The 22,841-nt window shown below is 45.1% G+C and carries 23 protein-coding genes and 1 tRNA gene; 8 read left to right on the top strand and 16 right to left on the bottom strand.

Annotated features, from left to right (window positions below; translation table 11 throughout):
- Positions 1–8 precede the first annotated feature (8 nt).
- A complete protein-coding gene (gene aroQ, locus G395_RS0101020; RefSeq protein WP_026628344.1) occupies positions 9–422 on the top strand; it encodes a type II 3-dehydroquinate dehydratase in 414 nt (137 codons plus the stop codon).
- On the opposite strand, the gene G395_RS0101015 is transcribed toward aroQ, so the two are convergent.
- The gene (locus G395_RS0101015) at positions 423–2,912 is read right to left on the bottom strand and encodes a M14 family zinc carboxypeptidase (protein ID WP_026628343.1); all 2,490 of its coding nucleotides are present in this window, start codon (positions 2,910–2,912) and stop codon (positions 423–425) included.
- Positions 2,913–3,170: 258 nt separating this feature from the next.
- Here G395_RS0101015 and G395_RS0101010 point away from each other — a divergent pair.
- Positions 3,171–3,242: transfer RNA gene (locus G395_RS0101010), tRNA-Glu, on the top strand.
- Positions 3,243–3,378: 136 nt separating this feature from the next.
- On the opposite strand, the gene G395_RS0101005 is transcribed toward G395_RS0101010, so the two are convergent.
- Positions 3,379–3,567 carry a hypothetical protein gene (locus G395_RS0101005; protein ID WP_229203902.1) on the bottom strand — a complete coding sequence of 63 codons (189 nt, stop codon included), beginning with the start codon at positions 3,565–3,567 and terminating at the stop codon, positions 3,379–3,381.
- Positions 3,568–3,749: 182 nt separating this feature from the next.
- Here G395_RS0101005 and G395_RS30925 point away from each other — a divergent pair, with 182 nt between their 5' ends.
- From G395_RS30925 to G395_RS28360, 3 genes are all read left to right on the top strand, one after another.
- The gene (locus tag G395_RS30925; protein WP_051349915.1) at positions 3,750–4,103 is read left to right on the top strand and encodes a helix-turn-helix domain-containing protein; all 354 of its coding nucleotides are present in this window, start codon (positions 3,750–3,752) and stop codon (positions 4,101–4,103) included.
- A gap of 74 nt (positions 4,104–4,177) precedes the next feature.
- Positions 4,178–4,363 carry a type II toxin-antitoxin system HicA family toxin gene (locus G395_RS0100995; protein ID WP_026628341.1) on the top strand — a complete coding sequence of 62 codons (186 nt, stop codon included), beginning with the start codon at positions 4,178–4,180 and terminating at the stop codon, positions 4,361–4,363.
- 7 nt (positions 4,364–4,370) lie between these two features.
- Complete coding sequence (locus tag G395_RS28360; RefSeq protein WP_051349914.1) at positions 4,371–4,778, top strand: helix-turn-helix domain-containing protein; 408 nt, start codon at positions 4,371–4,373, stop codon at positions 4,776–4,778.
- On the opposite strand, the gene G395_RS0100985 is transcribed toward G395_RS28360, so the two are convergent.
- Positions 4,779–4,961, bottom strand: coding sequence for a hypothetical protein (locus tag G395_RS0100985; RefSeq protein WP_026628340.1), 183 nt, complete (start codon positions 4,959–4,961; stop codon positions 4,779–4,781).
- Between the two features lie 83 nt (positions 4,962–5,044).
- A complete protein-coding gene (locus tag G395_RS0100980; protein WP_026628339.1) occupies positions 5,045–6,151 on the bottom strand; it encodes an MBL fold metallo-hydrolase in 1,107 nt (368 codons plus the stop codon).
- Between the two features lie 131 nt (positions 6,152–6,282).
- On the opposite strand from G395_RS0100980, the gene G395_RS0100975 reads away from it, so the two are divergent.
- Together G395_RS0100975 and G395_RS0100970 are read left to right on the top strand one after the other, a co-directional pair.
- Positions 6,283–8,157, top strand: a complete 1,875-nt coding sequence (locus G395_RS0100975; RefSeq protein ID WP_026628338.1) for a CocE/NonD family hydrolase — start codon at positions 6,283–6,285, stop codon at positions 8,155–8,157.
- 34 nt (positions 8,158–8,191) lie between these two features.
- Positions 8,192–8,971 (top strand): ThuA domain-containing protein, encoded by a 780-nt coding sequence (locus G395_RS0100970; RefSeq protein WP_026628337.1) that lies wholly within the window; start codon positions 8,192–8,194, stop codon positions 8,969–8,971.
- Positions 8,972–9,012: 41 nt separating this feature from the next.
- Here the strand turns inward: G395_RS0100970 and G395_RS0100965 are convergent, their stop codons facing one another.
- A complete protein-coding gene (locus G395_RS0100965) occupies positions 9,013–10,416 on the bottom strand; it encodes a purple acid phosphatase family protein (RefSeq protein ID WP_026628336.1) in 1,404 nt (467 codons plus the stop codon).
- A 122-nt stretch (positions 10,417–10,538) separates the two neighbouring features.
- On the opposite strand from G395_RS0100965, the gene G395_RS0100960 reads away from it, so the two are divergent.
- Positions 10,539–12,737 (top strand): B12-binding domain-containing radical SAM protein, encoded by a 2,199-nt coding sequence (locus G395_RS0100960; RefSeq protein ID WP_026628335.1) that lies wholly within the window; start codon positions 10,539–10,541, stop codon positions 12,735–12,737.
- Positions 12,738–12,739: 2 nt separating this feature from the next.
- On the opposite strand, the gene nagA is transcribed toward G395_RS0100960, so the two are convergent.
- The 11 genes from nagA to G395_RS0100905 all read right to left on the bottom strand — a co-directional run bounded on the left by nagA (position 12,740) and on the right by G395_RS0100905 (position 22,841).
- The gene (nagA, locus tag G395_RS0100955) at positions 12,740–13,849 is read right to left on the bottom strand and encodes an N-acetylglucosamine-6-phosphate deacetylase (RefSeq protein ID WP_026628334.1); all 1,110 of its coding nucleotides are present in this window, start codon (positions 13,847–13,849) and stop codon (positions 12,740–12,742) included.
- 58 nt (positions 13,850–13,907) lie between these two features.
- A complete protein-coding gene (locus G395_RS0100950) occupies positions 13,908–14,468 on the bottom strand; it encodes a pentapeptide repeat-containing protein (RefSeq protein WP_026628333.1) in 561 nt (186 codons plus the stop codon).
- A gap of 24 nt (positions 14,469–14,492) precedes the next feature.
- Positions 14,493–14,789: a thioredoxin gene (gene trxA, locus G395_RS0100945; protein ID WP_026628332.1), complete on the bottom strand. Its 297-nt coding sequence runs from the start codon at positions 14,787–14,789 to the stop codon at positions 14,493–14,495.
- A gap of 68 nt (positions 14,790–14,857) precedes the next feature.
- A complete protein-coding gene (locus G395_RS0100940) occupies positions 14,858–15,907 on the bottom strand; it encodes an acyltransferase family protein (RefSeq protein ID WP_026628331.1) in 1,050 nt (349 codons plus the stop codon).
- Positions 15,908–15,968: 61 nt separating this feature from the next.
- Entirely contained in the window at positions 15,969–17,300 is a 1,332-nt protein-coding gene (locus G395_RS0100935; RefSeq protein ID WP_026628330.1) for a hypothetical protein, read from the bottom strand.
- Entirely contained in the window at positions 17,297–18,184 is an 888-nt protein-coding gene (locus G395_RS0100930) for a glycosyltransferase family 2 protein (RefSeq protein ID WP_026628329.1), read from the bottom strand. The genes G395_RS0100935 and G395_RS0100930 overlap by 4 nt, the downstream gene beginning before the upstream one ends.
- A gap of 23 nt (positions 18,185–18,207) precedes the next feature.
- Entirely contained in the window at positions 18,208–19,158 is a 951-nt protein-coding gene (locus G395_RS0100925; protein ID WP_026628328.1) for a hypothetical protein, read from the bottom strand.
- A gap of 6 nt (positions 19,159–19,164) precedes the next feature.
- Positions 19,165–19,923 carry a DUF5672 family protein gene (locus tag G395_RS0100920; RefSeq protein ID WP_026628327.1) on the bottom strand — a complete coding sequence of 253 codons (759 nt, stop codon included), beginning with the start codon at positions 19,921–19,923 and terminating at the stop codon, positions 19,165–19,167.
- Positions 19,923–20,906 (bottom strand): glycosyltransferase family protein, encoded by a 984-nt coding sequence (locus tag G395_RS0100915; protein WP_026628326.1) that lies wholly within the window; start codon positions 20,904–20,906, stop codon positions 19,923–19,925. The genes G395_RS0100920 and G395_RS0100915 overlap by 1 nt, the downstream gene beginning before the upstream one ends.
- Complete coding sequence (locus G395_RS0100910) at positions 20,903–22,126, bottom strand: glycosyltransferase family 4 protein (RefSeq protein WP_026628325.1); 1,224 nt, start codon at positions 22,124–22,126, stop codon at positions 20,903–20,905. The genes G395_RS0100915 and G395_RS0100910 overlap by 4 nt, the downstream gene beginning before the upstream one ends.
- 55 nt (positions 22,127–22,181) lie before the next feature.
- A complete protein-coding gene (locus G395_RS0100905) occupies positions 22,182–22,841 on the bottom strand; it encodes an acetyltransferase (protein ID WP_026628324.1) in 660 nt (219 codons plus the stop codon).

Genomic DNA, 22,841 nt, shown 5'->3' with positions numbered 1-22,841 from the left:
ATTAATGAATGAAAAAGATCCTGATCCTGAACGGCCCTAATTTGAATCTTTTAGGCAAACGCGAACCCGGCGTTTATGGTAACCAATCATTTGAGGATTATTTTGAAACATTGAAAGGTCTTTTTCGGGACATTGAACTGCATTATTTTCAATCCAATCATGAGGGCGCATTAATCGATAAAATACACGAAGTCGGTTTCACATTCGACGGCATAGTGATCAATGCGGGCGGCTACACACACACATCCATCGCCCTGGCCGACGCCCTTTCCGCCGTAACCACTCCGGCCATAGAAGTCCACATCTCCAACATCCACGCCAGAGAATCCTTCCGCCACCATAGCTATTTGACGTCGCGTTGTAAGGGGATGATTTGTGGATTGGGGCTTCGAGGTTATGAACTGGCGGTTCGCTATTTCTAATTACCTAAACACCGCATTGCTAAACAGAATCTTCCCGCTATACAGCATTGAGCGGAAAACGGGGTCGTCCATGAGGTAAACCACATGGCCGCGGCCCATATCCTGCACGCCCATGACCAATGTGTTTTTGAGCTTTCCGGTCATTTTGTTGCCTACAAAACCGGCTTTGTAACCCGTGTCGGTGAGGTAACCCACATTCCAGCCGTCTTTCAGGTAATCCATTTCGTAGGCGTCGCGCACGAGGGTAAAATATTCCTTTCCGCAGCCGAATGCCAGCGGATGCGTCGTGTCCATTGTCACCTGGAACATGCTGCCCGGCGAAGCGTCGCCCGCGTCTTCTCTTTCCTGATCGCCGTATTTTTTAAATGTGTCGGAATCTTTCTTTCTGTCCGACATTTTTTTGGTCAGATTAAAACCCGATTTTCCAACAAAAACATCCGTCGCGCGCTCCATAGCAATCAGTTTTCCACCATTCCGGATCCAGCTTTGTAATGCTTCCAGCTGTTTGTCATTGATGATGTCACTATAACGGCCATCAGGAAGGATCAACACATCGATTTCATTCCAGGGCAATGTCGAAAGCCGCGAACCATTCACCATTGTCACAGGATAACCAATCTGCTGCTCGAAATAATGCCACACAGCGCCGATAGCAGTCGGACTAATGCCTTCACCCGTCACAGCAACCACTTTTGGCGCTTTCAGCGACACAATGTAATCGCTGCCGAAATCCGCACCGCTGCTTACATAACCCGTTTGCACAGGCGTAAGCTTGACAAAATGTTTGTTTGCAATCGAAGTCACCAGTTTATCAAAAGCCAGGTTTTCATTTCCTTTTTTCGGAATAATCAATGTGCCAGCCTCAAAATTCAACTTATTCATCTCAAACGGAACATTCGAGCTTTTAACTAAAATTCTATTTTTCAGCAATTCCGCAAGAAACGCAGCATGCTCAACCTCAGACCATTGTGCCAGATAGGCATAAGGTGAAGTCGCCGGAATCGGATTTTCAATTTTCTCTGGCTGATACGCTGCCGGGGCCAGTTTTTCCTTCAATCCATAAGCTTTCAAACCATACAAATAAGCGAGTCCCCAGCTCGTAACATCGTAAGTCACAGAGTCTTCCAGAATGGGTTTGGGCTCGAAAAGAATCCTTAGCAAGTTCGATTTAGGCTGATAGGCGCTGATCAGCAAATCATTATTCTCAATTTTTACGGGCTGCTCGCTCAATGTCGTCAGCTCCGTGCCTTTTGTTGAAGCAGATTTGCCAGCAATGCCATAAACAAAGCCCTGGCGCGTCATCCATTCGCTGAAAGAACGAATCCGCTCTTCATTTCCTTTGGCCTTCACAATGTAGGTTTTGAAAGATCCCGCAGGCGCATTCACGGCATCCTCATGAAACTTAATCATCTCAGAAACAATACGTTCCTTTTGAGAAAGCACGGCTTCCAACGTGGCCAGACTCGTCGCATAATGATGAGAAATGCGGCTGGCGAGCGTCAATGTATCATGTTCATCTTTGCGCTCAATGCCTAATCCAGCCCTTCCGCCGCCGCCTTGCTCATAAGTCACCCCAATCGCGCCATTGACCGTAGGCCAGGTGTCGCCATAACTTGGGTAGAAAAGATCGTAGTTATATCGGGTGAAATAGGCCCAGTTGTTTTTATCAAAATACTTGCGGCAATATTCTCCGATCAGATCATTAAACTGTCTTTGCCAGGCAGTTACGTCCTTGTGAAATGGCCGTGCAGCAGGAGGGAAATAGTAACTTCTGGTGTAGCCCATTTCATGGAAATCGGCGTGGAAATGCGGCATCCATTGATTGTAAAGTGCAATGCGGTCCTTGGTCTCCTTCTGCGTTTGCCACGCCCAATCGCGGTTGAGGTCAAACAAATAGTGGTTAAAACGACCGCCGGGCCAGGGTTCGTCATGTTCCAGCCCAAATGGCGTTACATCCGGTGTCGCATTCTGCACGCGGTTATACCATTGCGAATAGCGGTCATACCCATCCGGATTAATGCAAGGATCGATCATCACGACCATATTTTTCAGAAAATCCTGTGTCAGCGTATTCTGTTTATTCAGCAGCTCATAAACCACTTTCATGCTCGTATTCGCCGAAACTGACTCATTTCCATGCACATTATAACTCATCCAAACGATCGGCGGCGTAGCGGCATCCGGTTTGCCATCCAGGAGCTTAATGCTTTTCAAATGGTTCGTGCGGATCTTTTCCAGATTTGCAATGTTCTCGGGCGACGAAATAAACGCCACCATCAGCGGCCTGCCTTCATTGCTGCTGCCATATTGGACGATTTTCACCCGGTCCACATTTTGCGATTGCAATAACTTAATGTAATCAACGATCTGGTGATGAAATGCGAACTTGGAGCCGAGCGGGAAACCCAGGAATTCGTCTGGCGTTTTATTTTGCGCCACTGCGAATTGGGAAAAAAGCAACAGCAATGACCAGCAGAAACGTTTTAACATATATTGAAGGAAATGAAATGGAAAACGAGGAGTCCAAAATTAGAAAGTTACCTCAATTTAACGGCATGGGATATTGAATAAAAAAAGTTTTGGATTGAATGTTCTGGAAATCAGGGCAGTGTAAAATAACTTCGTTTTATTTCACTTGTAAGTTTGGAATTTAAAAACCGGTCGTGCATCTTTGCACCACGATTTCGGAAAACGGAAACGAAAAGTGAAAGAAAGTGCTTAAAAAACGCGCGAAGTAGGAGACCAGTCGGCCCATTCGTCTAGCGGTTAGGACACGACCCTTTCACGGTTGAAACAGGGGTTCGATTCCCCTATGGGTCACATAACCGCGCGGAACGCGCTTTCAGAAACTTCAAAAACCGTCCTATTTTAGGGCGGTTTTTTTGTTGTTATCTTGCTTGGGTTTGAAATGGTCAGAGAAGTAGGCTTGCCCCAAACTGCTAATCTGGACGGTCAATCAAATATGCACATTAACAATCCCCGCAATTTCCTCCAACGCCAAAGTAACACATTCGATCCTATCCACATCACCACGTCTCGGATCTGAAAGGGCTTGGGCAACAGACCGCATATAACCTTCCCCAGTTCTCGTATCAAAAAACGCGTCATGGCTAGCAAGCTTGTCTTTCCATTTCGGTCCAGCCATTTCCTTGGCTTTACGAAATCGAATAAGTAATCGTTGCTTTATCGTTATACCGGGCAGGCGATTCGTAATTGTTTCCATTTGCATAATATGTGTAATTTGCGTTTAACAGGTCTTGATTTACAAATATAACTCATTTTGATTTATTTCAAATCATTTTAAGTTTAATTGATTCGTATTTTTGAATGTTCGAAATAGTAAGAATTAAAAAGCTACGCGAAAACTTAAACCTTAGCGAAACTCAATTCGCAAAGAAAATAGGTGTTTCACAAGCGACTTATAACAGGCTTGAAAAGGGAAGTGGTAATTTTACCGCAGATGCGATCAGTCAGATCGTAGCAATTTTTGAGGTTAGCCCATATTGGCTTTTGCTGGGCGAAGGGGGGGAAGAACCAGTCTTTTTGAAGCAATCAAATACAAATGATCAAATAACAATCACCAAAGACGAGTTCATCGAATTGCAGCGGAAGGCTCTGCGGCAGGAGGATCGGATTCGGGAGTTGGAGAAGGAGGTTGAAGAATTACGGATAAATCTCTAAGTGCAATAAAAACGTTCAAGATATTTGACAAAGGTCGCAAATTTGCGACCTTTGTTTTTTTAACACACTATACAATGGATGCAAAGGAATTGATCCGCCTCCCGGAACAGCGTGGATGGATGGAAGTCAGAAGCCGCGGAAGTCATCGAATTTTTAAGCATCCAGACAGTGACGAAACAATTCCTGTTGCTTTTCACGGGCACAAGGATATCCCAATTGGAACCTTAAAGAAAATTTTGAAACAAGCTGGCCTCAAATAATCGAAACATGAAACTGACAATCATCATAGAAAAAGGCGATAATGAATTATGGGGACGCATAGAGAATGTGCCAAACTATTTGCCTGTAACTAGCGGAAGCACAATGGATGAGATTACCGACAATCTGAGAGATCTACTGGAAGACTTTATTCAACACGAAGGCAAATCAAATGCCGATTGGCAAAATCTTAAGAAGTCCGATTTTACATTCGATTATGCCTACGATTTGAGTGCGTTTTTTGAATTGTTTGATGACATCAAAGTTGGTGGATTAGCAAAGCGAGCCGGCCTTAATCCATCGTTAGTAAGACACTATGTCGCAGGAACAAAATTCCCTTCTGAACAGCAAGCAAAAAAGTTAGAAGATGCTATTCATGATCTGGGTGAGAAGTTGAAAGAAGTTGTTCTGGCTTGATTACCTCTCGAAATTTTCCGGCAACCCGCCCCGATAATGTTCTGCCACTTCCCCATTCTCATCCAGATAACCAATTTCTTTTAGATGGTCAATCGATGCTTGCCTGGGATCAGGAGAATTATCAATTTCCTCCCGCCTTGCCTTCACATAAGCCCTAACCTTATCAACCAATTCCTGTGTCATAATTCCAAGTGTTTACGTACAGAAACTCAATTTCAAAACATCCCATAACATTAACAACTCTAATGTCCCTGCGGCAGAGCTGATTAATCCTCCGGCTGCAGCGCGGCTTGTTTCCACCATTCCGTAAATACATTATCGCCTTTCAAGTTCACTTTCTGTCCGATCATGGGCGTTACCAGCGGCATGTTTTGTTTTTTGGCTTCGGTGGTGGCTCTTTGGATGGGTTCGTTCCAGTCGTGGAGGGCGAGGGAAAATTTGGACCAGTGGACGGGCATTAGTTTGGTTGCTTTCAGCTCCTGCGCTGCCGTTACGGTTTCTTCGGGCATCATGTGGATGTATTTCCAGGCTTCGTTATATTGGCCGCATTCCAGTATGGCGAGATCGAACGGGCCGAATTTTTCGCCGATTCTTTTGAAATGCTGGTCATAACCGGAGTCGCCGCCAATGAAGATTTTCATGGTTGGGGTTTGCAGTACAAATGAGACCCAAAGTGCCTTGTTACGGCTCAGGCCGCGGCCTGAAAAGTGCCTTCCCGGCGTAATGTCAACCCGGAACCCGCCGCCCAGATCAGCGCCCTGGTCCCAGTCCTTTTCAATCAGCATGCTTGTTTTATAACCCCACCGCTCGAAATGTTCGCCTGTGCCGAGACCTGTGATGACGGTTTTAACCTTGGCTTTCAGTTTTAAAATGGTCGGGTAATCCAAATGGTCCCAGTGATCGTGCGAAATCATCAGGTAATCAATATTCGGGAAATCCTCAACATCATACACATCGCTGCCTTTAAAGCTGGGCGTTGTGAAATGGACGGGGGAGGCGCTGCCGCTAAAAACGGGATCGACGAGGAATGTTTTCCCATCAATTTGCATGAAGTAGGAAGAATGTCCAAACCATACTAAGACGTTCTCACTTGGGTCTAAATGCAGTAAATCAGTCTTTTGGGAAGGAATGGTTGCGCCCGGAATGTTGTATTTGCTTTTGCCAAAAAAGAACTTTATGAGCACTTTGGAATAACTGGAACCTTCGGCCAAATCAGGCGTGTAACTCTCATTTTGAAACTTGCCATCCTTGTAATTCGGGGACTTTTTGATCAGCTCCAAGCGCGCTCCGGAGGGTTGTCTGCCAAACTGCGGCCGCTCCATAAAAATGTAACCGGCAAAGACCAGCAACGCCAGCAAAATAAATAATATCATAAGGGATTTTTTAAGAATTCGGATCATCGACGGGGGAAATGGAAAAAAACGGGAAGGTAAAAAGTTTTATGTTTGACAAGCACTTTCTTCTGTATTTTTGGTCAGTATATTTTCATCGTTAACAGCCAGCCATGCATAAACGTTTTCTGTTGCTCATTTTGCTGCTTTCCACCTGCATTTGTCAGGCTCAAAATCAAGCGGCTCCCGATACAAATTGGATCCGGGAAAATTACATTAAAACCGAGCAATACATCACCATGCGTGATGGCGTGAAGCTTTTCACGGCTATTTATGCACCCAAAGATTCGTCCCAGACTTACCCGATTCTCATGCAGCGGACGCCTTATTCGGTGCGGCCTTATGGCGTGAATAAATATCGCCGCAGCCTTGGCCCGAACGTTTATCTAATGCGTGAAAAATACATTTTCGTGTACCAGGATGCGCGTGGCCGTTACAAAAGCGAAGGCACCTTCCGGGAAATGACGCCTGCTATTGAAAAGAAATCGGGCAATAAGGATGTTGACGAGTCGAGCGACACATATGACACGATTGAATGGCTGTTGAAAAACACCAAAAATAATGGTAAGGTGGGTCAATCAGGCATTTCGTTCCCCGGGTTTTATTCCTCTGCAGCCTTACCCGATGCGCACCCTGCATTGAAAGCCGTTTCTCCGCAAGCGCCTATGTCTGATGAGTTTATCGGCGATGACTGCTATCACAATGGCGCATTTTTCCTGATGGATAACTTCGGTTTTTATAGCGGCTTTGACGGCCCAAAAAGCGCGGATGGTGAAAATTACAAGTCGTTTTTCAATGCAGAATATAAGGATGCTTACAAATATTTTCTAGACTTCGGTCCGTTGAAAAAAGCGAATACGGACGCTTATTTTTCAGATCCCAACAGCATTTGGAGACAGACAGTGGCCCACCCGGTTTATGACGAATTTTGGGAAAGCAGGAACATTAAGAAGCATTTGAAAAACATCAAACCTGCTGTGCTGGTCGTTGGCGGCTGGTTTGATGCGGAGGATTTATATGGTGCTTTGAAGACTTATGCGGCCATCGAAAAGCAGACGCCGGGCAACAATAATCGCCTTGTTATGGGGCCCTGGACGCATCGCGGTTGGGCTGCGCCGCAATGGAAGTCGTTTGCGCAATATGATTTTGGCGGCGATTTGAATAAGTATTTTCAGGAAGAGATCGAGACGAAATTTTTCAATTTTTATCTCAAAGGAAAAGGCAGCTTTGATCAGCCCGAGGTGACGGTTTACGAAACGGGTTCTAATCAATGGAAAAATTATGATGTCTGGCCACCGAAGAATAGTCAGCCTACGCCTTATTATTTTAATGCAAATGGTTCATTATCAATAGCTAAGCCAAATGCAAAAAAAGGTGAAACGGCGTATGAGAGCGATCCTGCCAACCCGGTTCCTTACACAAGCGTAACAGGCAGCCGCAGGAACAATGCATACATGGCCGAAGATCAGCGATTTGCCTCCAAACGGCCGGACGTGCTTAGCTTTCAAACAGATTCTTTGACAACAGATGTGACATTAACCGGCGAGATCATTGCCAATTTAATGGTTTCGACAACTGGCTCTGATGCGGATTTTATTGTAAAAGTGATTGATGTATGGCCTGCCAACACTTCGGTTCCTGGTGTGAAAGAGGGTGATAAGGCGCTCGATATGACCGGTTACCAGCAAATGGTGCGGGCAGAAGTGCTTCGTGGAAAATTCCGTAACAGCTTTTCGAAACCCGAGCCATTTACAAAAAACAAAGTGGAAAAAGTGACGGTGAAGCTCAACGAAACGGCGCATACATTCAAAAAAGGCCACCGCATTATGGTGCAGATCCAGAGCAGCTGGTTTCCGCTGGTAGACAGGAACCCACAGAAATTCCTGAACATTTTCGAAGCCAATGAGTCGGATTTTCAAAAATCGAAAATTACGATTCACCATAACGCACAACACAGCAGCAGCATCACATTACCCGTCATGAAATAAGGACGGTTTTTTGATTCCCAAACACCTGAAAATCATGAAAATCTTCGACGGGAAATTTCTCGCATATCTGCTCGCGTGCCTGCTTTTCGTCGCATCAACGGCAGCTTTTGCACAAACGAAAAAGCCGCAATTCAACGTTTTAGCAATGGCCGAGCCAGGTGGACATCACATTGAATATTCGAAACGTGCTCGGATCTGGCTGGATTCATTGGCAGCGAGAGAGAACTTTTCCATTGATTACATTGATAAAACAGATCCTATCAACGAGGCTTATCTTGCTGATTACCAACTAATTATTCAGCTTGATTATGTTCCTTATGCCTGGAAACCGAAAGCTTCTGCGGCATTTGAAAAATACATCAATGAAGGAAAAGGCGGCTGGATCGGCTTTCACCATGCGACATTGCTAGGCGAGTTTGACGGTTACAAGATCTGGCCATGGTTTGCGGAGTTTATGGGTGGCATTCGTTACAAAAATTACATTGCCGACTTCGCTGCCGCAACTGTGAAAGTGGAAGAGAGCGATCATCCCATAATGAAAGGCGTTCCGGCTTCTTTTTTGGTCAAAAAAGAGGAATGGTACATTTATGACAAAAGCCCGCGGCCTAATGTGGATGTGCTCGCGAGCGTTGATGAATCCACCTATTCGCCTGATTCAAAGGTCAAAATGGGCGACCATCCGGTCATTTGGTCTAATTCCAAGATGAAGGCAAAGAATGTTTACATCTTCATGGGACATTCGCCGGTTTTGTTTGAAAGTGATGTTTATAAAACTATTTTCAAGAATGCCATTTTCTGGGCTGTCGAAAAATAGGTTTAACATTTCCGGTTTCCATACATCAAAATGCCGATCTCTTACTTCAATGCCTTTCTCTTTTTGTATTCCTGGAAGCGCTCGTTATAATGCTTCAGATCAGCCTCTTTGAATGTCTTCATATAACGCTCCGGCAGTTCTAGTCTTTCCTTCATTTGCAATGTGCCTTCTAATTCCACGAGCGAATTTTTGCCCTTATCATCTTTATTAAGCTCAAATGAATCGTACAGATCGCCATTGACAGTGAATGCTTTAAAGGCCAATTTGGCCGAATCGATGGTGATCACCTGATACAATTGCGTGTTGGAAGCCGCGCGGTCCATCCAGTCCTGCAAACCAATGTCGTACATTTTCGGCCCGCTCACGGAAACGACGTAAATCGGTCCATCCGGCGTTTGGCGGCTTTCGCCAACAGGCATATTCAGGCCACGGCCATAACTGTGATCGTGCCCTTGCAGCACGATATCGACATTGTATTTCTTGTAAAGCGGCTCCATTTTCCTGCGCCAGCGGTCGTTGCTGCGGCCTTGTTTGGTGGAATAAACGGGATGGTGGTGTACAACAACGGTCCAGCGGTTTGGATTGGTTTTTACAACTTCCTCGAACCATTCCGCTTGCCGGTTCATCGCGCGGATGCTGTTATCAGCTTCTTCGGAGTTAAGGAAAATGAATCTGTTATTTTGATAATCAATATAATATGCAGTTTCGATCATTCCTTCCGGCCCGTTTTCGGGCAAGGCAAATTGCGGACGCCAATGCTTGGAAACTTTTAAATCATGATCTGTATCCTTAAAATATTCATGATTCCCGGGCGTCGAAAGATTCGGGATCATGCCATTGATCCAGCCGCCCGCCTCAAACCACTCGCCCCACTCGTGATCTTCATTGGAGCGGTTGATCAAATCGCCCGCATGGATCATGAAATCCGCTTTCGGCAATGTTGAATAAGCCCCGCGAATGGCCCGTGACCATAGCGAGCGCACTTCCGTTTGTGCGTCTCCAAAATAAAGGAATGAAACTGGCTCATTTTTATTAGAAGCCGTCGTAAAATGAAACCATTCACTCCAATTCTCCCCATCGCCAACGCGGTAAACATATTGCGTAGAAGGCTTCAAATCCGTAAAATTCACCTCATGATAATGCACGAGCTTTCCATCCAACTTAACTGCCTGCGTCAACGCATTCACAATCTTTGCATTAGGCACAAAATCCGGTGAAGGATCCGCCTCATGAATCGCCGCAATCCCCTTCGCAACCGTCGAATCCGTCCGCCAGTTCACAGCCTGCGAAGTCGCCGGGGCACCTTTATAGCCCAGGATAACACGGTCAGGAAAAGGGGATGGAGGGTATGTTTTGCTTTTCTGGGCGTAAAGGGTCGGGCTTAAAACCGAGAAAATGAACAGAAAAGTAATCTTCAAAAAGGATCGTAATAGGACGCCGGGCATGTGGAAAAGTAATGGTTGAGACGTTTAAGATACTAGAATCCCGGCGAATCGGGCTATAAATTGTTAATGATCTTTTTGTCTTAGCGTCGTACCTTTGCACCGCTTAATAACTAAAAGTCACCTTGCAGCAGAAAACGCTTTTTGTCACGCCGCCATTTACGCAGTTGAATACGCCTTATCCGGCTACGGCTTATCTGAAAGGGTTTTTGAACACTTTGGGTAGGGAGTCGTATCAGGCGGATCTGGGGATTGATGTGATTTTGGAGTTGTTTTCTTCGAAGGGGTTAAAGACGCTTTTTGCGCAACTGGATGATTCGGACATAGCGCTTACGGAGAATAGTTTCCGGATTTATTCGCTGAAAGATGACTATATCACGACCATTGATCCTGTCATCCGCTTCCTCAAAAACCAAAACCCAACATTAGCTCACAGCATTTGTGACCGCAGTTACTTGCCGGAAGCCGGCCGTTTTCAGCAATTGGAGGATATGGATTGGGCATTCGGGACGATGGGAATCCATGATAAAGCGCGGCATTTTGCAACGTTATATCTGGAAGATCTCGGTGATCTGATCCAGGAAGCTGTTGATCCGCATTTTGGTTTCAGCCGTTATGCAGAGCGGTTAGGCAGGTCTGCAACGAGCTTTGATGAAATGGAAGCGGCATTGGAATCGCCGGATACGTTATTGTCCAGGACCTTAACCAATGTTTTGGAACGGAAAATACAAAAATACCAGCCTGAGATTGTCTGCATTTCTGTGCCTTTTCCGGGAAACTTATATGGTGGCTTTAAATGCGGTCAATATTTAAAAAAGCATTATCCCAACATTAAAATTGTCATGGGCGGTGGCTTTCCTAACACGGAACTGCGCACATTGAAAGAGCCTCGCGTTTTTAACTACATTGATTTTATTTGTCTGGATGATGGCGAAGCGCCTTTGCTTTCGCTGTTGGAATATCTGGATGGCAAAAGGGAAATTTCGCAGCTGAAACGTGTTTATTCGCGCGTCGATGGTGTGGTCGTTTATCACAATGGCGCGAAGGAAAAGGATGTGCCGCAGCGCGATACGGGAACGCCGGATTATAGCGATTTGCCCTTGCACGATTACTTGTCGGTGATTGAAATTGTGAATCCCATGCACCGACTTTGGAGCGATGGGCGCTGGAACAAGCTTACATTGGCGCATGGTTGTTACTGGGGCAAATGCTCGTTTTGCGACATTTCACTCGATTACATCAGACGTTATGAACCGATGACGGCAGCTTTGCTCTGCGATCGGATTGAAGAAATCATTGCGCAAACGCAGCAGAATGGCTTTCATTTTGTGGACGAAGCCGCGCCGCCGGCATTGCTGCGGGATCTGGCTTTGGAGATTATCAGAAGGAAACTAACAGTTGTCTGGTGGACAAACATTCGCTTCGAAAAGAACTTCACCCACGATCTCTGTTTACTATTAAAAGCATCGGGCTGCATTGCCATTTCCGGCGGGCTTGAAGTGGCTTCTGACCGGCTTTTGGAGCGAATGAAGAAGGGCGTTACCGTTGCGCAGGTTGCCCGCGTGGCGGATGCGTTTACGCAGGCGGGGATTATGGTGCATGCATACTTAATGTATGGTTTCCCTACGCAAACGGCCCAGGAAACGATTGATTCGCTGGAAATGGTGCGGCAGTTGTTTCAGGCGGGCATTGTACAATCGGGCTTTTGGCATCGGTTTGCGATGACGGCGCATAGTCCTGTCGGTCTGCATCCGGAGGCCTTTGATGTGATGCGGATCGGGCCGAATGTTGGCGATTTTGCGAATAATGATCTGGAACACGATGACCCTTCGGGCGCGAACCACGATTTGTTTGGCGAGGGTTTGCGGAAATCGCTGTTCAATTATATGCACGGCGTCTGCCTCGATTTTCCACATTCCCGATGGTTCGATTTCAAAGTGCCGCCCACTTCAATTCCGCCTAATTACATTGAAAAAAGCATTAGTGAGCTGCCTGACCTGGCAAACAGGCCGAATGCAGTGGTTACCTGGCTGGGAAGCCTGCCTGAAATGTCTGTTTTTGAAGAGAAAAAAGGCAAAAAGGTTTACGAGATTGCTGAATTGATTTTTTATAATAAGAAAAAAGAATGGGCGGTAGAAGCCGATGTGCCGATAGGAGAGTGGCTGGTTCAAATGATGCCTAATCTACTGTCTTCCAATGCCGAAGCTTACCCATTGGAGCGATTAAGAAATGATTTCGAAGCCGCCGGATTGGGCAGCTTCGAGGATTTTATGATTTCCATGACCTGGACGCAGCTTCGCGCCGGTGGCATGCTGGTTTTGTAACATTACATTTTCAAAACCGAGAAATTTTCAAGATTGTTGTCAAATGTGGTGAATGTTGCCGGGTAACCGATGGCAATGCTGCCGATCTGTTTTTCCAATCCTAAGGCACGTGCTGGCCTGATTGTGGCCATTTCAATCGCTTCCTGCAAGGGGATTCCAATCACATTCACTGCATTACGGACTGCATCCGGCAGTGAAATGGTGGCTCCTGCCAGATTACCGTCCGAATTTGTATAGCGGCCATCTTTCAAATAGGCATCAAATTCACCCCACTTGAATTCGGTCACTTTTTCCCCCAAAAACAATGCGTCCGAAATCAGGAACAGCTTGTCTTTCTTGATCTTATAAGCTACACTTGCCGCGCCGAAATCGCAATGCACGCCATCGATAATCAATGGGGCGTATACATTCTCGTTGTCAAATGTAGCACCGACTAATCCAGGTGCGCGGTGACCGAATGCTGACATCGCATTGTATAAGTGCGTTACCAATTGAATTCCCTGGTTAAATGCAGCCGTAGCTTCGTCATAAGTGGCATTGGAATGGCCCGCAGAGACGGTTATGCCGGATTCCAGCAACATTTGGATCTGCTCTGTCGTGAACATTTCAGGCGCGATCGTGATGAGCTTGATAATGTCTTTTCCGTGGGTGATAATTTCTTGTAAATCAGCGTCCGTCGGTTTGCGAACATAACCCGCCAAATGTGCTCCGCGTTTGATTGGATTCAGGAACGGGCCTTCCAAATGCATGCCCAAAACGCCGGAAGTCGGGTTTTTAGCGATGTAATTTCTGGTGGCTTCGATTCCTCTTAAAATATTATCCTGAGGTGATGTGATGAGCGTTGGCAGGACATAGGCGGTTCCGGTTTTTACGCTGGCCTGGTAAATGTCGTCAATCGTCTCTTCGTCAGCACGTTCGGTGAAATAGAATTTTTCCCCGCCGTTAATGTGACTGTCGAAAAGGCCGGGTGCCAGGTTGGCGACGCGTGTGACGGCCGGGTCTGGTTCTGCGTATTCCATGCCGGCAATCTGGCCGTCGAGGATTTGTATAAGCTGGTTTCTTAGGATTTCCTGACCGGTGTAAACGGTTTCGGCAAACAATTGAAGTGACATAATGTTAAGGGTCATTTTGAGCCGTCAAGAAACAAAAAATGCTCAGGCGGTCAAAATGCTACTTAATAATAATGTCAAATTTGGTCAGCAAGCCGGCCAGATCGGAGGAAAGGAACTTGGCTTTGCGAATGTTGTTGCTGGTTGGGTCAATGGTAAAATTCTTGCTGCTGGAAAAGTCGACGCCTGCCAGATTGGTGTTGGCAAAAACAGCGTCCCAGAAGTCGCAATTATGGAATTTTGATTTTGAAAGGTCAGCTTGCGTGAAGTCTGCGCCGTGGATTTTGCAATTGCTGAACGCGGATTTGTTCAATTTCTTTTGTTCAAAAATCGCATAATCCAGGATGCAGCTTTCAAATTTAGCTGCAAAGGCAAAATCTTTGGATTCTGAAAAATTGATTCCCAACAACTTGCAGTTAATAAATTCAATGTCAGAAATCTTGCAGTTTTTAACGCCTGCATTGCTCATATTGCAATCCTGAAAAACGCAATCAATGAAGTCTGTGCCTGAAAGATCGGAGAATGTGCAGTTGAGGAATTTGACTTGTTCATAACTGGTTTCAGTTAATTCTTCAATGTTGAAATCTTTGTTTTCAATGACTTCTAAATTGCTGCCTCTCAAAATCTTGCGGAGTTGGGTTGAAAATTAAATGTATTTTTGGATAATGGATTTTAGCTGGTCTGCCTGAACAACGCCCGATTGTCTCCACATGGGTTTGCCATGCTTGAAAACGATCAAGGTAGGAACGCCCTGGATTTTGTAAGCATTAGCGGCTGATTTATTCTTATCAACGTCCACTTTAATGATCGTTGCGGAATCGCCGAGTTCTGATTTCACCTTTTCTAAAATCGGCTTCATCATTTTACAAGGTCCGCACCATTCGGCTGAAAAATCGACTAGCACAGGCTTGTTACCTTGGATAAGTTCTGAAAATGTGGCCATGATTTCTGCTTTGGTTTGTTAGAATAACCATTCAATAGCATGAAAGGTTTACCTGCCTTCATCAATTTTCATTCCAGGATTTTCTTCAAAAGTTTCCCAGCCCTTTTCTCGATAAATTCGTATGTAAAGTGAGAATAAAGGATCGTCAGGGAAATAGAGGTCACTAGTGAAATGGCGATCATGCCCTCATTAACGGGCGATTTCAGTGCCCGAAAAAGCACCACATTCACGAGAATTAGTACAATGGCGTGGTTGAGATAAATGGAGTAGGATATTTTACCCAAATACTGAAATGGCTCACTTTTAAGCACTTGCGTTACAACGCCTTTCGAGCTCGCAAAAATAATGATCCCGACTGCGAATATGAAAGGAAAAACAAGCTTCCATAAATTCAGCTCCCAATGATGTACCAAATACATGGCAGCAATAAGGAAGATCAGGAAGGGGATTTCGAACGCAGACAGGCTGAATGTTCGCTTACTAAGCAACAGATTCGTAAAGATACCCAGCGAAAAACACAGCAATCCTCGGACAAAGCCATAGTCGTAAGCCAGCAAATATTCACCTTTTGAAATAATAAAAAGGCTCGAAAGCAAGGCGATTACGGCAAAGGAGATGTATTTGATTTTTGGTAACAACAAGATAACCAGCCCGAAGACCGCATAGGAGATCATTTCGGACGATATGGACCAGGCAGGATAATTATTGCTGACCCAGGAGCCGAAAACAGGTGCGGAACCCATGAAAGTAAGGGTGTCAAAGGCCGTATAAGCGTAATAGCGCATGCCAAGTTCGCCCACATTTTTCATCGGGCTGTTTTCGCCGATCAGACTCGCGATTATAAAAATGACTTCTGTATAAAACAGCAGCGGGAAGAGCCTTATGAATCGCTTTTTCAGGAATGTGCCAAAGTCTCTGGGATTGCTGATCCTGTTCACATAATTCATCGCAATCACGAAACCGCTTAGTACAAAGAAAAAGTCAACAAAAAGGCTGGAATTGATGACAAAAAAGTTGTTGTAAAAAACCGATTCCTTGAACGCATTATGATGGTGTGCGATTACGAGAATAGAAAAAATGCCTCTTAATCCATCTAATTGTTCAACGCGGTCTCTCATGAGCAGGGTTTCTCGTCACATGGCTATGAAAAAGCAGCATGACGATTTATTGTAAAAGGAATTAGCTGGTAACCGTTGTGAGTTGGGCTGCAACCGGCCTTCTGGAAATATTGTCGAGATATTTGATTCCCAAAAAACGGATCATAACCAAATAAGGAAACCAGAATGCAATGTCGAAAGGCCTCCCGCCGGTGAACAGCAACACCATTAAAGACAGAAAGAAATAGGCCAGGAATGTTGTTAGCGGATTGGTATATCTCCGGATCTCGCGCATGGCGTAGATGAACAGGAAGAAATTGAATCCTGCGAAAAATACAAACCCGAAGATTCCATGACTTACCCAGGATTCAAGAAGCGGAATATCCAGGTAATCCGATTTAAAGCCCCGGCCGAGGAAAACGTCCCAGGAAAAGAATGTTTCTGTAAACTCTGCAAAACCGCCCACGCGCCCCATTGCGGAAGCATCCGTATCAGCTGTATCCGTAATCCGAACCCCGGTTGAAGTAAAAATTACGTCCATAATCCTATTTTGGAACATGTCCCAATAACCCAGGAGCATATCCAGAATGTTGCCGTAGCGGATTAGAAAATACCTGAGCCCGATCAATATCAAGATAATGAATGCCATATTCCGCAGCTTAAAGGCACTTCCTATGGCAGTAAACACATTGGAAATCTTAAAATGCAAAACAAAATAAGCACCTATCATCAGCCCGACAGCCAGATAACTGGATTTGGCAAGTGAAATAACAATAACACCGAGGCCAAACAGGACAGAAAAGAAAAGGAATAATTTCGTAATGATCCCCGGTGTCCGGTTCAGCATGACCATCCCGGTTAACATGCAAATGATGCCATTTCGGGCTGTAATGTGCGGATTTCCACCGGGTTGCGCTCCTTCGTTGGCGAAATTTACCGCAGCACGCATTCCCGGCGTCCAGTTGGGGTCCGTCAAAATGGAGTAGACAAGGGTTATATTAGTAAATAATGACATCAGAAACAGGATCATTACCAACGTTTCCTTGACATCATTGGGAACGTGCAGCAGCAGAACGAGGAAGCCGAAAATGAACACGTAGTTACCAATATCCGCAACCGCCTTCCCCTGTTTATTAATAAAAAAGAAATAATATAGTGTAAGCAGCAGGAAGCCAAGACCCAGATTGAACAATATCACATTTGGCTTGTAAAGTCTTTTGAATAGGTGCATAGGCACCATCATCGTAAGCGCCAGTGAAAAGAAAATGGCGGTGAAAACGCTACTGGCCGGCCCGATTCCCAGTGTATCGCGGATAAAAAATATCAGCGGAAAACCGTTGAACATCATGGCGATGCCAACGGAATATCTGAGATTATTAAAGTTTGTGGCTATGTTTAGTAGACTCCAATTCATCTGGAAAATCTGAAACGGATATATTGTAAATCTAATCGCACCGCGAAATAGAGAATTTTACGAACTCGGCACCAAAGATACCTTATTTTGTTGAGAGCTGCTGAACCGTTCGTTGAAATGTACAATTTCTGGATTTTGGCATGTTCCTCTTTTCCAACAGATGCGATCGTGGATGACTTTGCATCCGGGTGCACGCGCAATGCGCCTCCCAAGCCCTCCACTTTCCGCACTTTTGTCGATTTCTGGTATGTGTAACGCGTGATAAATTCATAGTCGAAGGCAAACCGGTAAGATTCGTCGAATTTGCCGTATTTTTCTACCAATGCCCTTTTGAAAAATAGCGTTTGGTTATGAATCTGCATTCCTTCCAAAATCTGACATTCAAAGCTGTATGACGTTGTTTTCAGGATTTCTGTCACTTCGTCATCCGGCGTGATCATATACAGGTCACCATAAATAATATCGTCTTCCTGGCTCTTGGCCGCTTTCCCAAAACGAGCAAACGTGTCCGGAAAATATACATCGTCCGAATTTTGGAAGCCAATGTAGTCTCCCGTTGCTCTTTCCAGCGCTTTATTAATCGCGTGCACCTGCCCTCTGTCCTTTTCAGAAACCCACCAGGAGAGATATTTTTCGTATTTCTTGATCACTTCAACGCTGTGATCCGTGGAGCCTCCATCTACGATAATGTATTCGAGGTTAGGATAACTTTGGTTTAAAACACTCAGAATCGTCCTTTCCAGATAGTCGGCCTGGTTATAGGAAGGCGTAATGATGGTGAGTTTGGGATAATCCTGCTGATCAGCCGTATTCTGAGTGCCGTTGATTTTCAGTTCAGATAGAAAACTCCGCAAGTCCTGCGTCATTTTTTTTAGGAAGTGCATATAGTTCTGGTTCGGCTGGTTAATTAAAACTGGTCAATAAATGCAGTAATTGATTTTAATTTTGCTGCAATGTTATTTCTTAAAATCCTGTTTTCCCTGATTTTTGCGGGCTTGCCAAAGCCAGGCATGCGATCGGCAGGAAGTGAATGCTTATACTTGGTCAACGTTTTTTTGTAGTTATCAAATAACGCATGAAATGCTCTGTTTGAAGACATTAGGCCGATATGATTTGACCACACGGGATCGAAATAGTCCAGTCCTGCGAAATCAAGGGAGATTATTGGCTTTCCTTCAATGTAATGATCCCCGTTTTTGGTTTGAAGGTCGTGATTAAGGATGGAATGCAGCCCGTAATGCCAGCCCGGATGTGCAATCTGGGTCGTTTTGGGAATCCAGACCAATGTATAATTAAGCCATAATTGATCCATATTCTTCCCGTTGCACAGATCGAACTCAGCCCGGTCGATGGTCCTTTCGGCCCACCAGCGAAGCAATTTCGTTGTTTGTTCACCAACTTTCAACATCCAGCTGCCCGAATGGAACATACCAATGTTCAAAATCCGCTTGTCATCCAGCAACTTCGAAGGCGCAAGCGGCTTTCTAATGTTCGGTGTCAGGTGAATGTCTGAGGCGTCATTTATCACTTCCCCGAATGGCTTAACCAACAGAACAGTTGGCGCCAGGAAAATAAGGTTTTTGCATTCGCTATGCAGCCGCAGCAGTGCTAATGCGAACCACGGACGGCAGGCTGCGAGTAATTCAAAATGATAATATTGGGCATTCATACTTTCCCAGGCTGGGATTTCTGCCTGCTCAATGGTCAGTAATTTAACGTGCGGAGGAACTTGTACGGGCACATTATCGACCCAGGCCAAGTAAAAAGTATGGTTCGGCTGGTGAAGCAGAACCGAATCCGCCAAAGCAAGCGCATGGGCAAGGTTGATTCTGTTACAAACCGTATAAATAATATTCATGTGCAATTAATCCGCTTCCGGCAATGATTTAAAATAAGGCAAATGATGAATATTTTCCTTCAAAATGCCGGTTAATGCAAAAGGTAACGTCTTGTTAAAATTGGTATTGGCTGCGTCCACCGCAAAATGATCCCGAACGATGGGCGTAGGCTTCCTTAAATGTGGCCAGAAACGGTTTGCTTCCAGGTCCCAGAAGACAGAATCGGCGTGCAGGAAATTTTCGCTGTGCCGATACGTGTAAACCTCTTTTTGCTTTGATTTGATTGTACTGATCATGCGCTCAATGCGGCAAAGATAAATCCCATTGTTCGCATATGCTTGACCAAACAGTCGTTTTTCGTCTTCTTTCAATCCGGAAATCCTGGAAACGACGCCTGCCAGCCGTTTGATATTGTCGTCTTCGAGTGGTCCGGCTTTTAAATAATCATAACCTTGTTTGCACCAATAATAAAGCTCATCGCGCACAACCCAGCTGTTCAGTTCGTGGATCAGCAGAAAGTCGCACCAGCTGAACCGGTCATAGAAATCTTCCATTAAGAACAACCCTGCAAGCGTAGATCTGGACTGGAAGTATTTTTTTGGAAAATAAATAACGTCGATATCTTCATTGTGTTCCTTCACGATGGATAGATCGGCGCCTTCAAAAGTGATAAAAATGACAGGATATTTATCGAGCGTGTTGAGGCAGTGATGCAAGAGCCGCTCCTCTGTGGGATTGATCTGCGGATCCAGAATGGGCACAATAACGGATACAAGCTCTTTCATCAGATCGTTTCCAGCTGATCAATGACATAATTTATAGGCATTTTCAGCAATTTGCGTACCCGCTGGTAACGACGGACTGGCGTCGGCTTAATGTAAGCGCAATGAAACTGGCGGTAATAAGCATTACCATTAGTTAGTAAGCTGTTACGATATAAATCAAACAATGCCGTCAGGTCAGGGCGGGCTGATAATTCAAAGCGGTCCTGATATTTAGACAAAACAGCAGGTTTCTGAGGATCATAACCGCTGTAATGAAAGAAAATCAAAGGGTTGGTTTCATTCACGAAGAATGTGCTGTCGGATTCTGAAAATAGTCTTTCGTGAAGGTTCCAGTATGCGGCATTATAGCCCGGGTTTCGTTCCAAATGTGTGTCAGGGACAAAAACGGGCAGAAAGTTCATCCAGTTTTGGTCTACAAAAAGACCATTACAAAGATCAATAAGGCATTCGTAACGCAATTTTTCTTCCCACCAATTAATAAATGCTGTGATTTCGGGCGATCTGCTGAAAGCCACAAAACCCAGGTTATAAACCCCCGTATTCAAGTGGTGAAGCTCGTTAGGTGTAAGCTGGTCTTCGATGGGCGTGTTGATGTGTGGAGTCAAAACCGCTTTGTGAGCGGATAATGACGACAGCAGCTCAGTCAATGGTTGAAATACAATAATGTCGGGATCGAAATAAATGACATTATGTGCTTCGGGATAATGTTTGAAAAAATAGGTAAAATAGAAAGGCTTTACCGCTGTATTAAGCTCGGTAATGTTGTATCTGTCAGCCATTTCCTGGAAATCCCGGATCTCAATCTTGTCGATTTCGATCATTGGAAAATCAGTATTGTATCCTTTTTCAAAAACTACACCTTTCAGGGAATCGACCAGCCCGATGAAGAAAAGGACGTCGGGATTGGTGGATTTAAGTGAATCGCCTAATGTCCTGGCCTGCGCTAAATAATTGATGGAGCAAATTGTGAAGGCAATTGTCATTGATTTTGCTTTTCCGAAACCGGTAAGGGTAAATATTTTTGAATGATGGCTTCGACGCTCGCAACACTTTTGTCCGTATTATGCCGCTCCAATACTTTTTTCCTGCCAACGCGACCCAGTGTTTCACGAAGCGAAGGATCGAGCGCCAATTGTATAATTGCCTCAGATGCAGCAGATATATCCATATAAGGAACTACGAATCCTGCGTCCGATTCGATCAGTTCGGGTGCCCCGCCGGCGTCTTCAAAACACACTACAGGAATTTCCTGTAAAGCGGCTTCTAAAACGACCAGCGGATATGGATCTTCCCGCGAGCTCAGCAGCAATACGTCAAACCGGTTGATATAGTCCAGCGCACGCGGCGTAGGCGGAATGAGAATAATCCTGTCACTCAGCCCCATCAGACGAATATCGCTTTCAATCAGCTCGTAAATTTCGTGCTGAGGACCTGCGCCAACCCATACGAAATAAACGGGCAGGGGACTTGTTTTATGAATAACGCGCTTCGCGATCCAGTTGAAAATGTCATTTCCCTTGCGCCATTCCGCATTTCCACATCCACCAATCACAATGGCATCTTTTGGGATATTATAGGTTTTTTCAAGAATGTCGCGCTGCACAGATTGCAGTTTCCGGTCAATGTGCTCGTGATCGATCAATGTGAACGTGCTGACCTGACTTTCCGGGTAATTGTACTTTCCTATATAATAATTGGCCACTGCATGCGAAACCGCAATCAGGTGTCCGGTTTTTTTCAGCATGAAAGTCAGTTGCTTTTCATGCGAATAAAGCTTAACAGCCATGCCCAGCTCATGCACAAATGTCACAAGCGGCAAATGGTGCAGGAATTTCAGAAAGTCGCAGTAAACCGCAGAATTGGCGATTGAGTTAACAAAAACCAGCCCTATGTTCTGGTGCGAGAGCTCGGCAGCAATTCTTTCGTTAATTTTTTGGGCTGAATGCTGCTGGTAATATTTGTATAAAGGGACTTTTTTGAGCAGTTTTCCGGTAAGCGGAGTGGTCGTTACATTGATATTCTGATACAGGCGGGTAATGCTTACAACCGCCTCAAACTCTTTTTCCAGCTCTCCGCCACTGCACAGCAACAAATGCATGGGAACGCCCCGTTCTTTCAATAGCCTGAGCAGTTGCAACAGCAATAACTGGCTTCCTGCCCGATTGGCATCATGACTCACAAATAAGATTTTCTTCTGCTCCATTGCCCAGTAAATTACTGTCTCAAATTCGGTTTACCCGATTACATTCCTCTCCCGCTCAATAAGCCTCAAAACTTTTCTTGCCAGGCACTTTTTTCGCAGGGTTACCAATGTAGATACCCCATTCTTCGGTTTCACGGGTGATAGCGGAAGCCATACCCACCAAAGTTCCCTGTGCGATCGTCGTATAATCACGAATGGTGCTGTTGACGCCAAAGAAAGAATAGGATTCCACAACGCAATGGCCCGAAAGCACTACATGGGAAGTAAAAAATACGTGGTCTTTGATTTGGCCATGGTGACCGATATGATTTCCGCTCCACATCACCACGTTATTTCCAACCGTCGTAAAAGGTTGAATGGTGTTATCTTCCAGGATAAAGCAGTTATCGCCGATAACGCTTCTGTCGAAGATTGTGGCGTGGGAACTGATATAAGAGATGAATTGGTAGCCTTTTGATTTAGCTTCGTTGTAAATCCCTTCCCGGTTCCGGTTCATATTTCTGCCGGTCATAGGGGCGAAAAAAGCGTAGTCAGAAGGAGGGAAAAGGGTGGCGACGTCTTCAAAGGCTACAACGGGCAGCCCTTTAAAAGATTCATCCTGAATGTATTCCCTATGGATAGTGAAAGCGACTATTTCATGTTCTGAGTCGTGCGTCAGATAATAGTGTGCCAGTTCTGCTGTGTCGAGTATTCCAAAAACGATAACCTTAGCCAT

The organism is Dyadobacter alkalitolerans DSM 23607 (genome assembly GCF_000428845.1).
GTDB classification, from domain to species: Bacteria; Bacteroidota; Bacteroidia; order Cytophagales; family Spirosomataceae; genus Dyadobacter; species Dyadobacter alkalitolerans.
Note: the sequence above shows the minus strand (reverse complement) of the source record. Positions and strands in the feature narration are given on the sequence as shown.

What these genes read in the sequence shown, in the direction of transcription:
- aroQ (WP_026628344.1), top strand. Translation starts at nt 9, where the DNA reads ATGAAAAAGATCCTGATCCTGAACGGCCCTAATTTGAATCTTTTAGGC.
- G395_RS0101015 (WP_026628343.1), bottom strand. Translation starts at nt 2,912, where the DNA reads ATGTTAAAACGTTTCTGCTGGTCATTGCTGTTGCTTTTTTCCCAATTC.
- G395_RS0101005 (WP_229203902.1), bottom strand. Translation starts at nt 3,567, where the DNA reads ATGGCTGGACCGAAATGGAAAGACAAGCTTGCTAGCCATGACGCGTTT.
- G395_RS30925 (WP_051349915.1), top strand. Translation starts at nt 3,750, where the DNA reads ATGTTCGAAATAGTAAGAATTAAAAAGCTACGCGAAAACTTAAACCTT.
- G395_RS0100995 (WP_026628341.1), top strand. Translation starts at nt 4,178, where the DNA reads ATGGATGCAAAGGAATTGATCCGCCTCCCGGAACAGCGTGGATGGATG.
- G395_RS28360 (WP_051349914.1), top strand. Translation starts at nt 4,371, where the DNA reads ATGAAACTGACAATCATCATAGAAAAAGGCGATAATGAATTATGGGGA.
- G395_RS0100985 (WP_026628340.1), bottom strand. Translation starts at nt 4,961, where the DNA reads ATGACACAGGAATTGGTTGATAAGGTTAGGGCTTATGTGAAGGCAAGG.
- G395_RS0100980 (WP_026628339.1), bottom strand. Translation starts at nt 6,151, where the DNA reads ATGATATTATTTATTTTGCTGGCGTTGCTGGTCTTTGCCGGTTACATT.
- G395_RS0100975 (WP_026628338.1), top strand. Translation starts at nt 6,283, where the DNA reads ATGCATAAACGTTTTCTGTTGCTCATTTTGCTGCTTTCCACCTGCATT.
- G395_RS0100970 (WP_026628337.1), top strand. Translation starts at nt 8,192, where the DNA reads ATGAAAATCTTCGACGGGAAATTTCTCGCATATCTGCTCGCGTGCCTG.
- G395_RS0100965 (WP_026628336.1), bottom strand. Translation starts at nt 10,416, where the DNA reads ATGCCCGGCGTCCTATTACGATCCTTTTTGAAGATTACTTTTCTGTTC.
- nagA (WP_026628334.1), bottom strand. Translation starts at nt 13,849, where the DNA reads ATGTCACTTCAATTGTTTGCCGAAACCGTTTACACCGGTCAGGAAATC.
- trxA (WP_026628332.1), bottom strand. Translation starts at nt 14,789, where the DNA reads ATGGCCACATTTTCAGAACTTATCCAAGGTAACAAGCCTGTGCTAGTC.
- G395_RS0100940 (WP_026628331.1), bottom strand. Translation starts at nt 15,907, where the DNA reads ATGAGAGACCGCGTTGAACAATTAGATGGATTAAGAGGCATTTTTTCT.
- G395_RS0100935 (WP_026628330.1), bottom strand. Translation starts at nt 17,300, where the DNA reads ATGAATTGGAGTCTACTAAACATAGCCACAAACTTTAATAATCTCAGA.
- G395_RS0100930 (WP_026628329.1), bottom strand. Translation starts at nt 18,184, where the DNA reads ATGCACTTCCTAAAAAAAATGACGCAGGACTTGCGGAGTTTTCTATCT.
- G395_RS0100925 (WP_026628328.1), bottom strand. Translation starts at nt 19,158, where the DNA reads ATGAATATTATTTATACGGTTTGTAACAGAATCAACCTTGCCCATGCG.
- G395_RS0100920 (WP_026628327.1), bottom strand. Translation starts at nt 19,923, where the DNA reads ATGAAAGAGCTTGTATCCGTTATTGTGCCCATTCTGGATCCGCAGATC.
- G395_RS0100915 (WP_026628326.1), bottom strand. Translation starts at nt 20,906, where the DNA reads ATGACAATTGCCTTCACAATTTGCTCCATCAATTATTTAGCGCAGGCC.
- G395_RS0100910 (WP_026628325.1), bottom strand. Translation starts at nt 22,126, where the DNA reads ATGGAGCAGAAGAAAATCTTATTTGTGAGTCATGATGCCAATCGGGCA.
- G395_RS0100905 (WP_026628324.1), bottom strand. Translation starts at nt 22,841, where the DNA reads ATGGCTAAGGTTATCGTTTTTGGAATACTCGACACAGCAGAACTGGCA.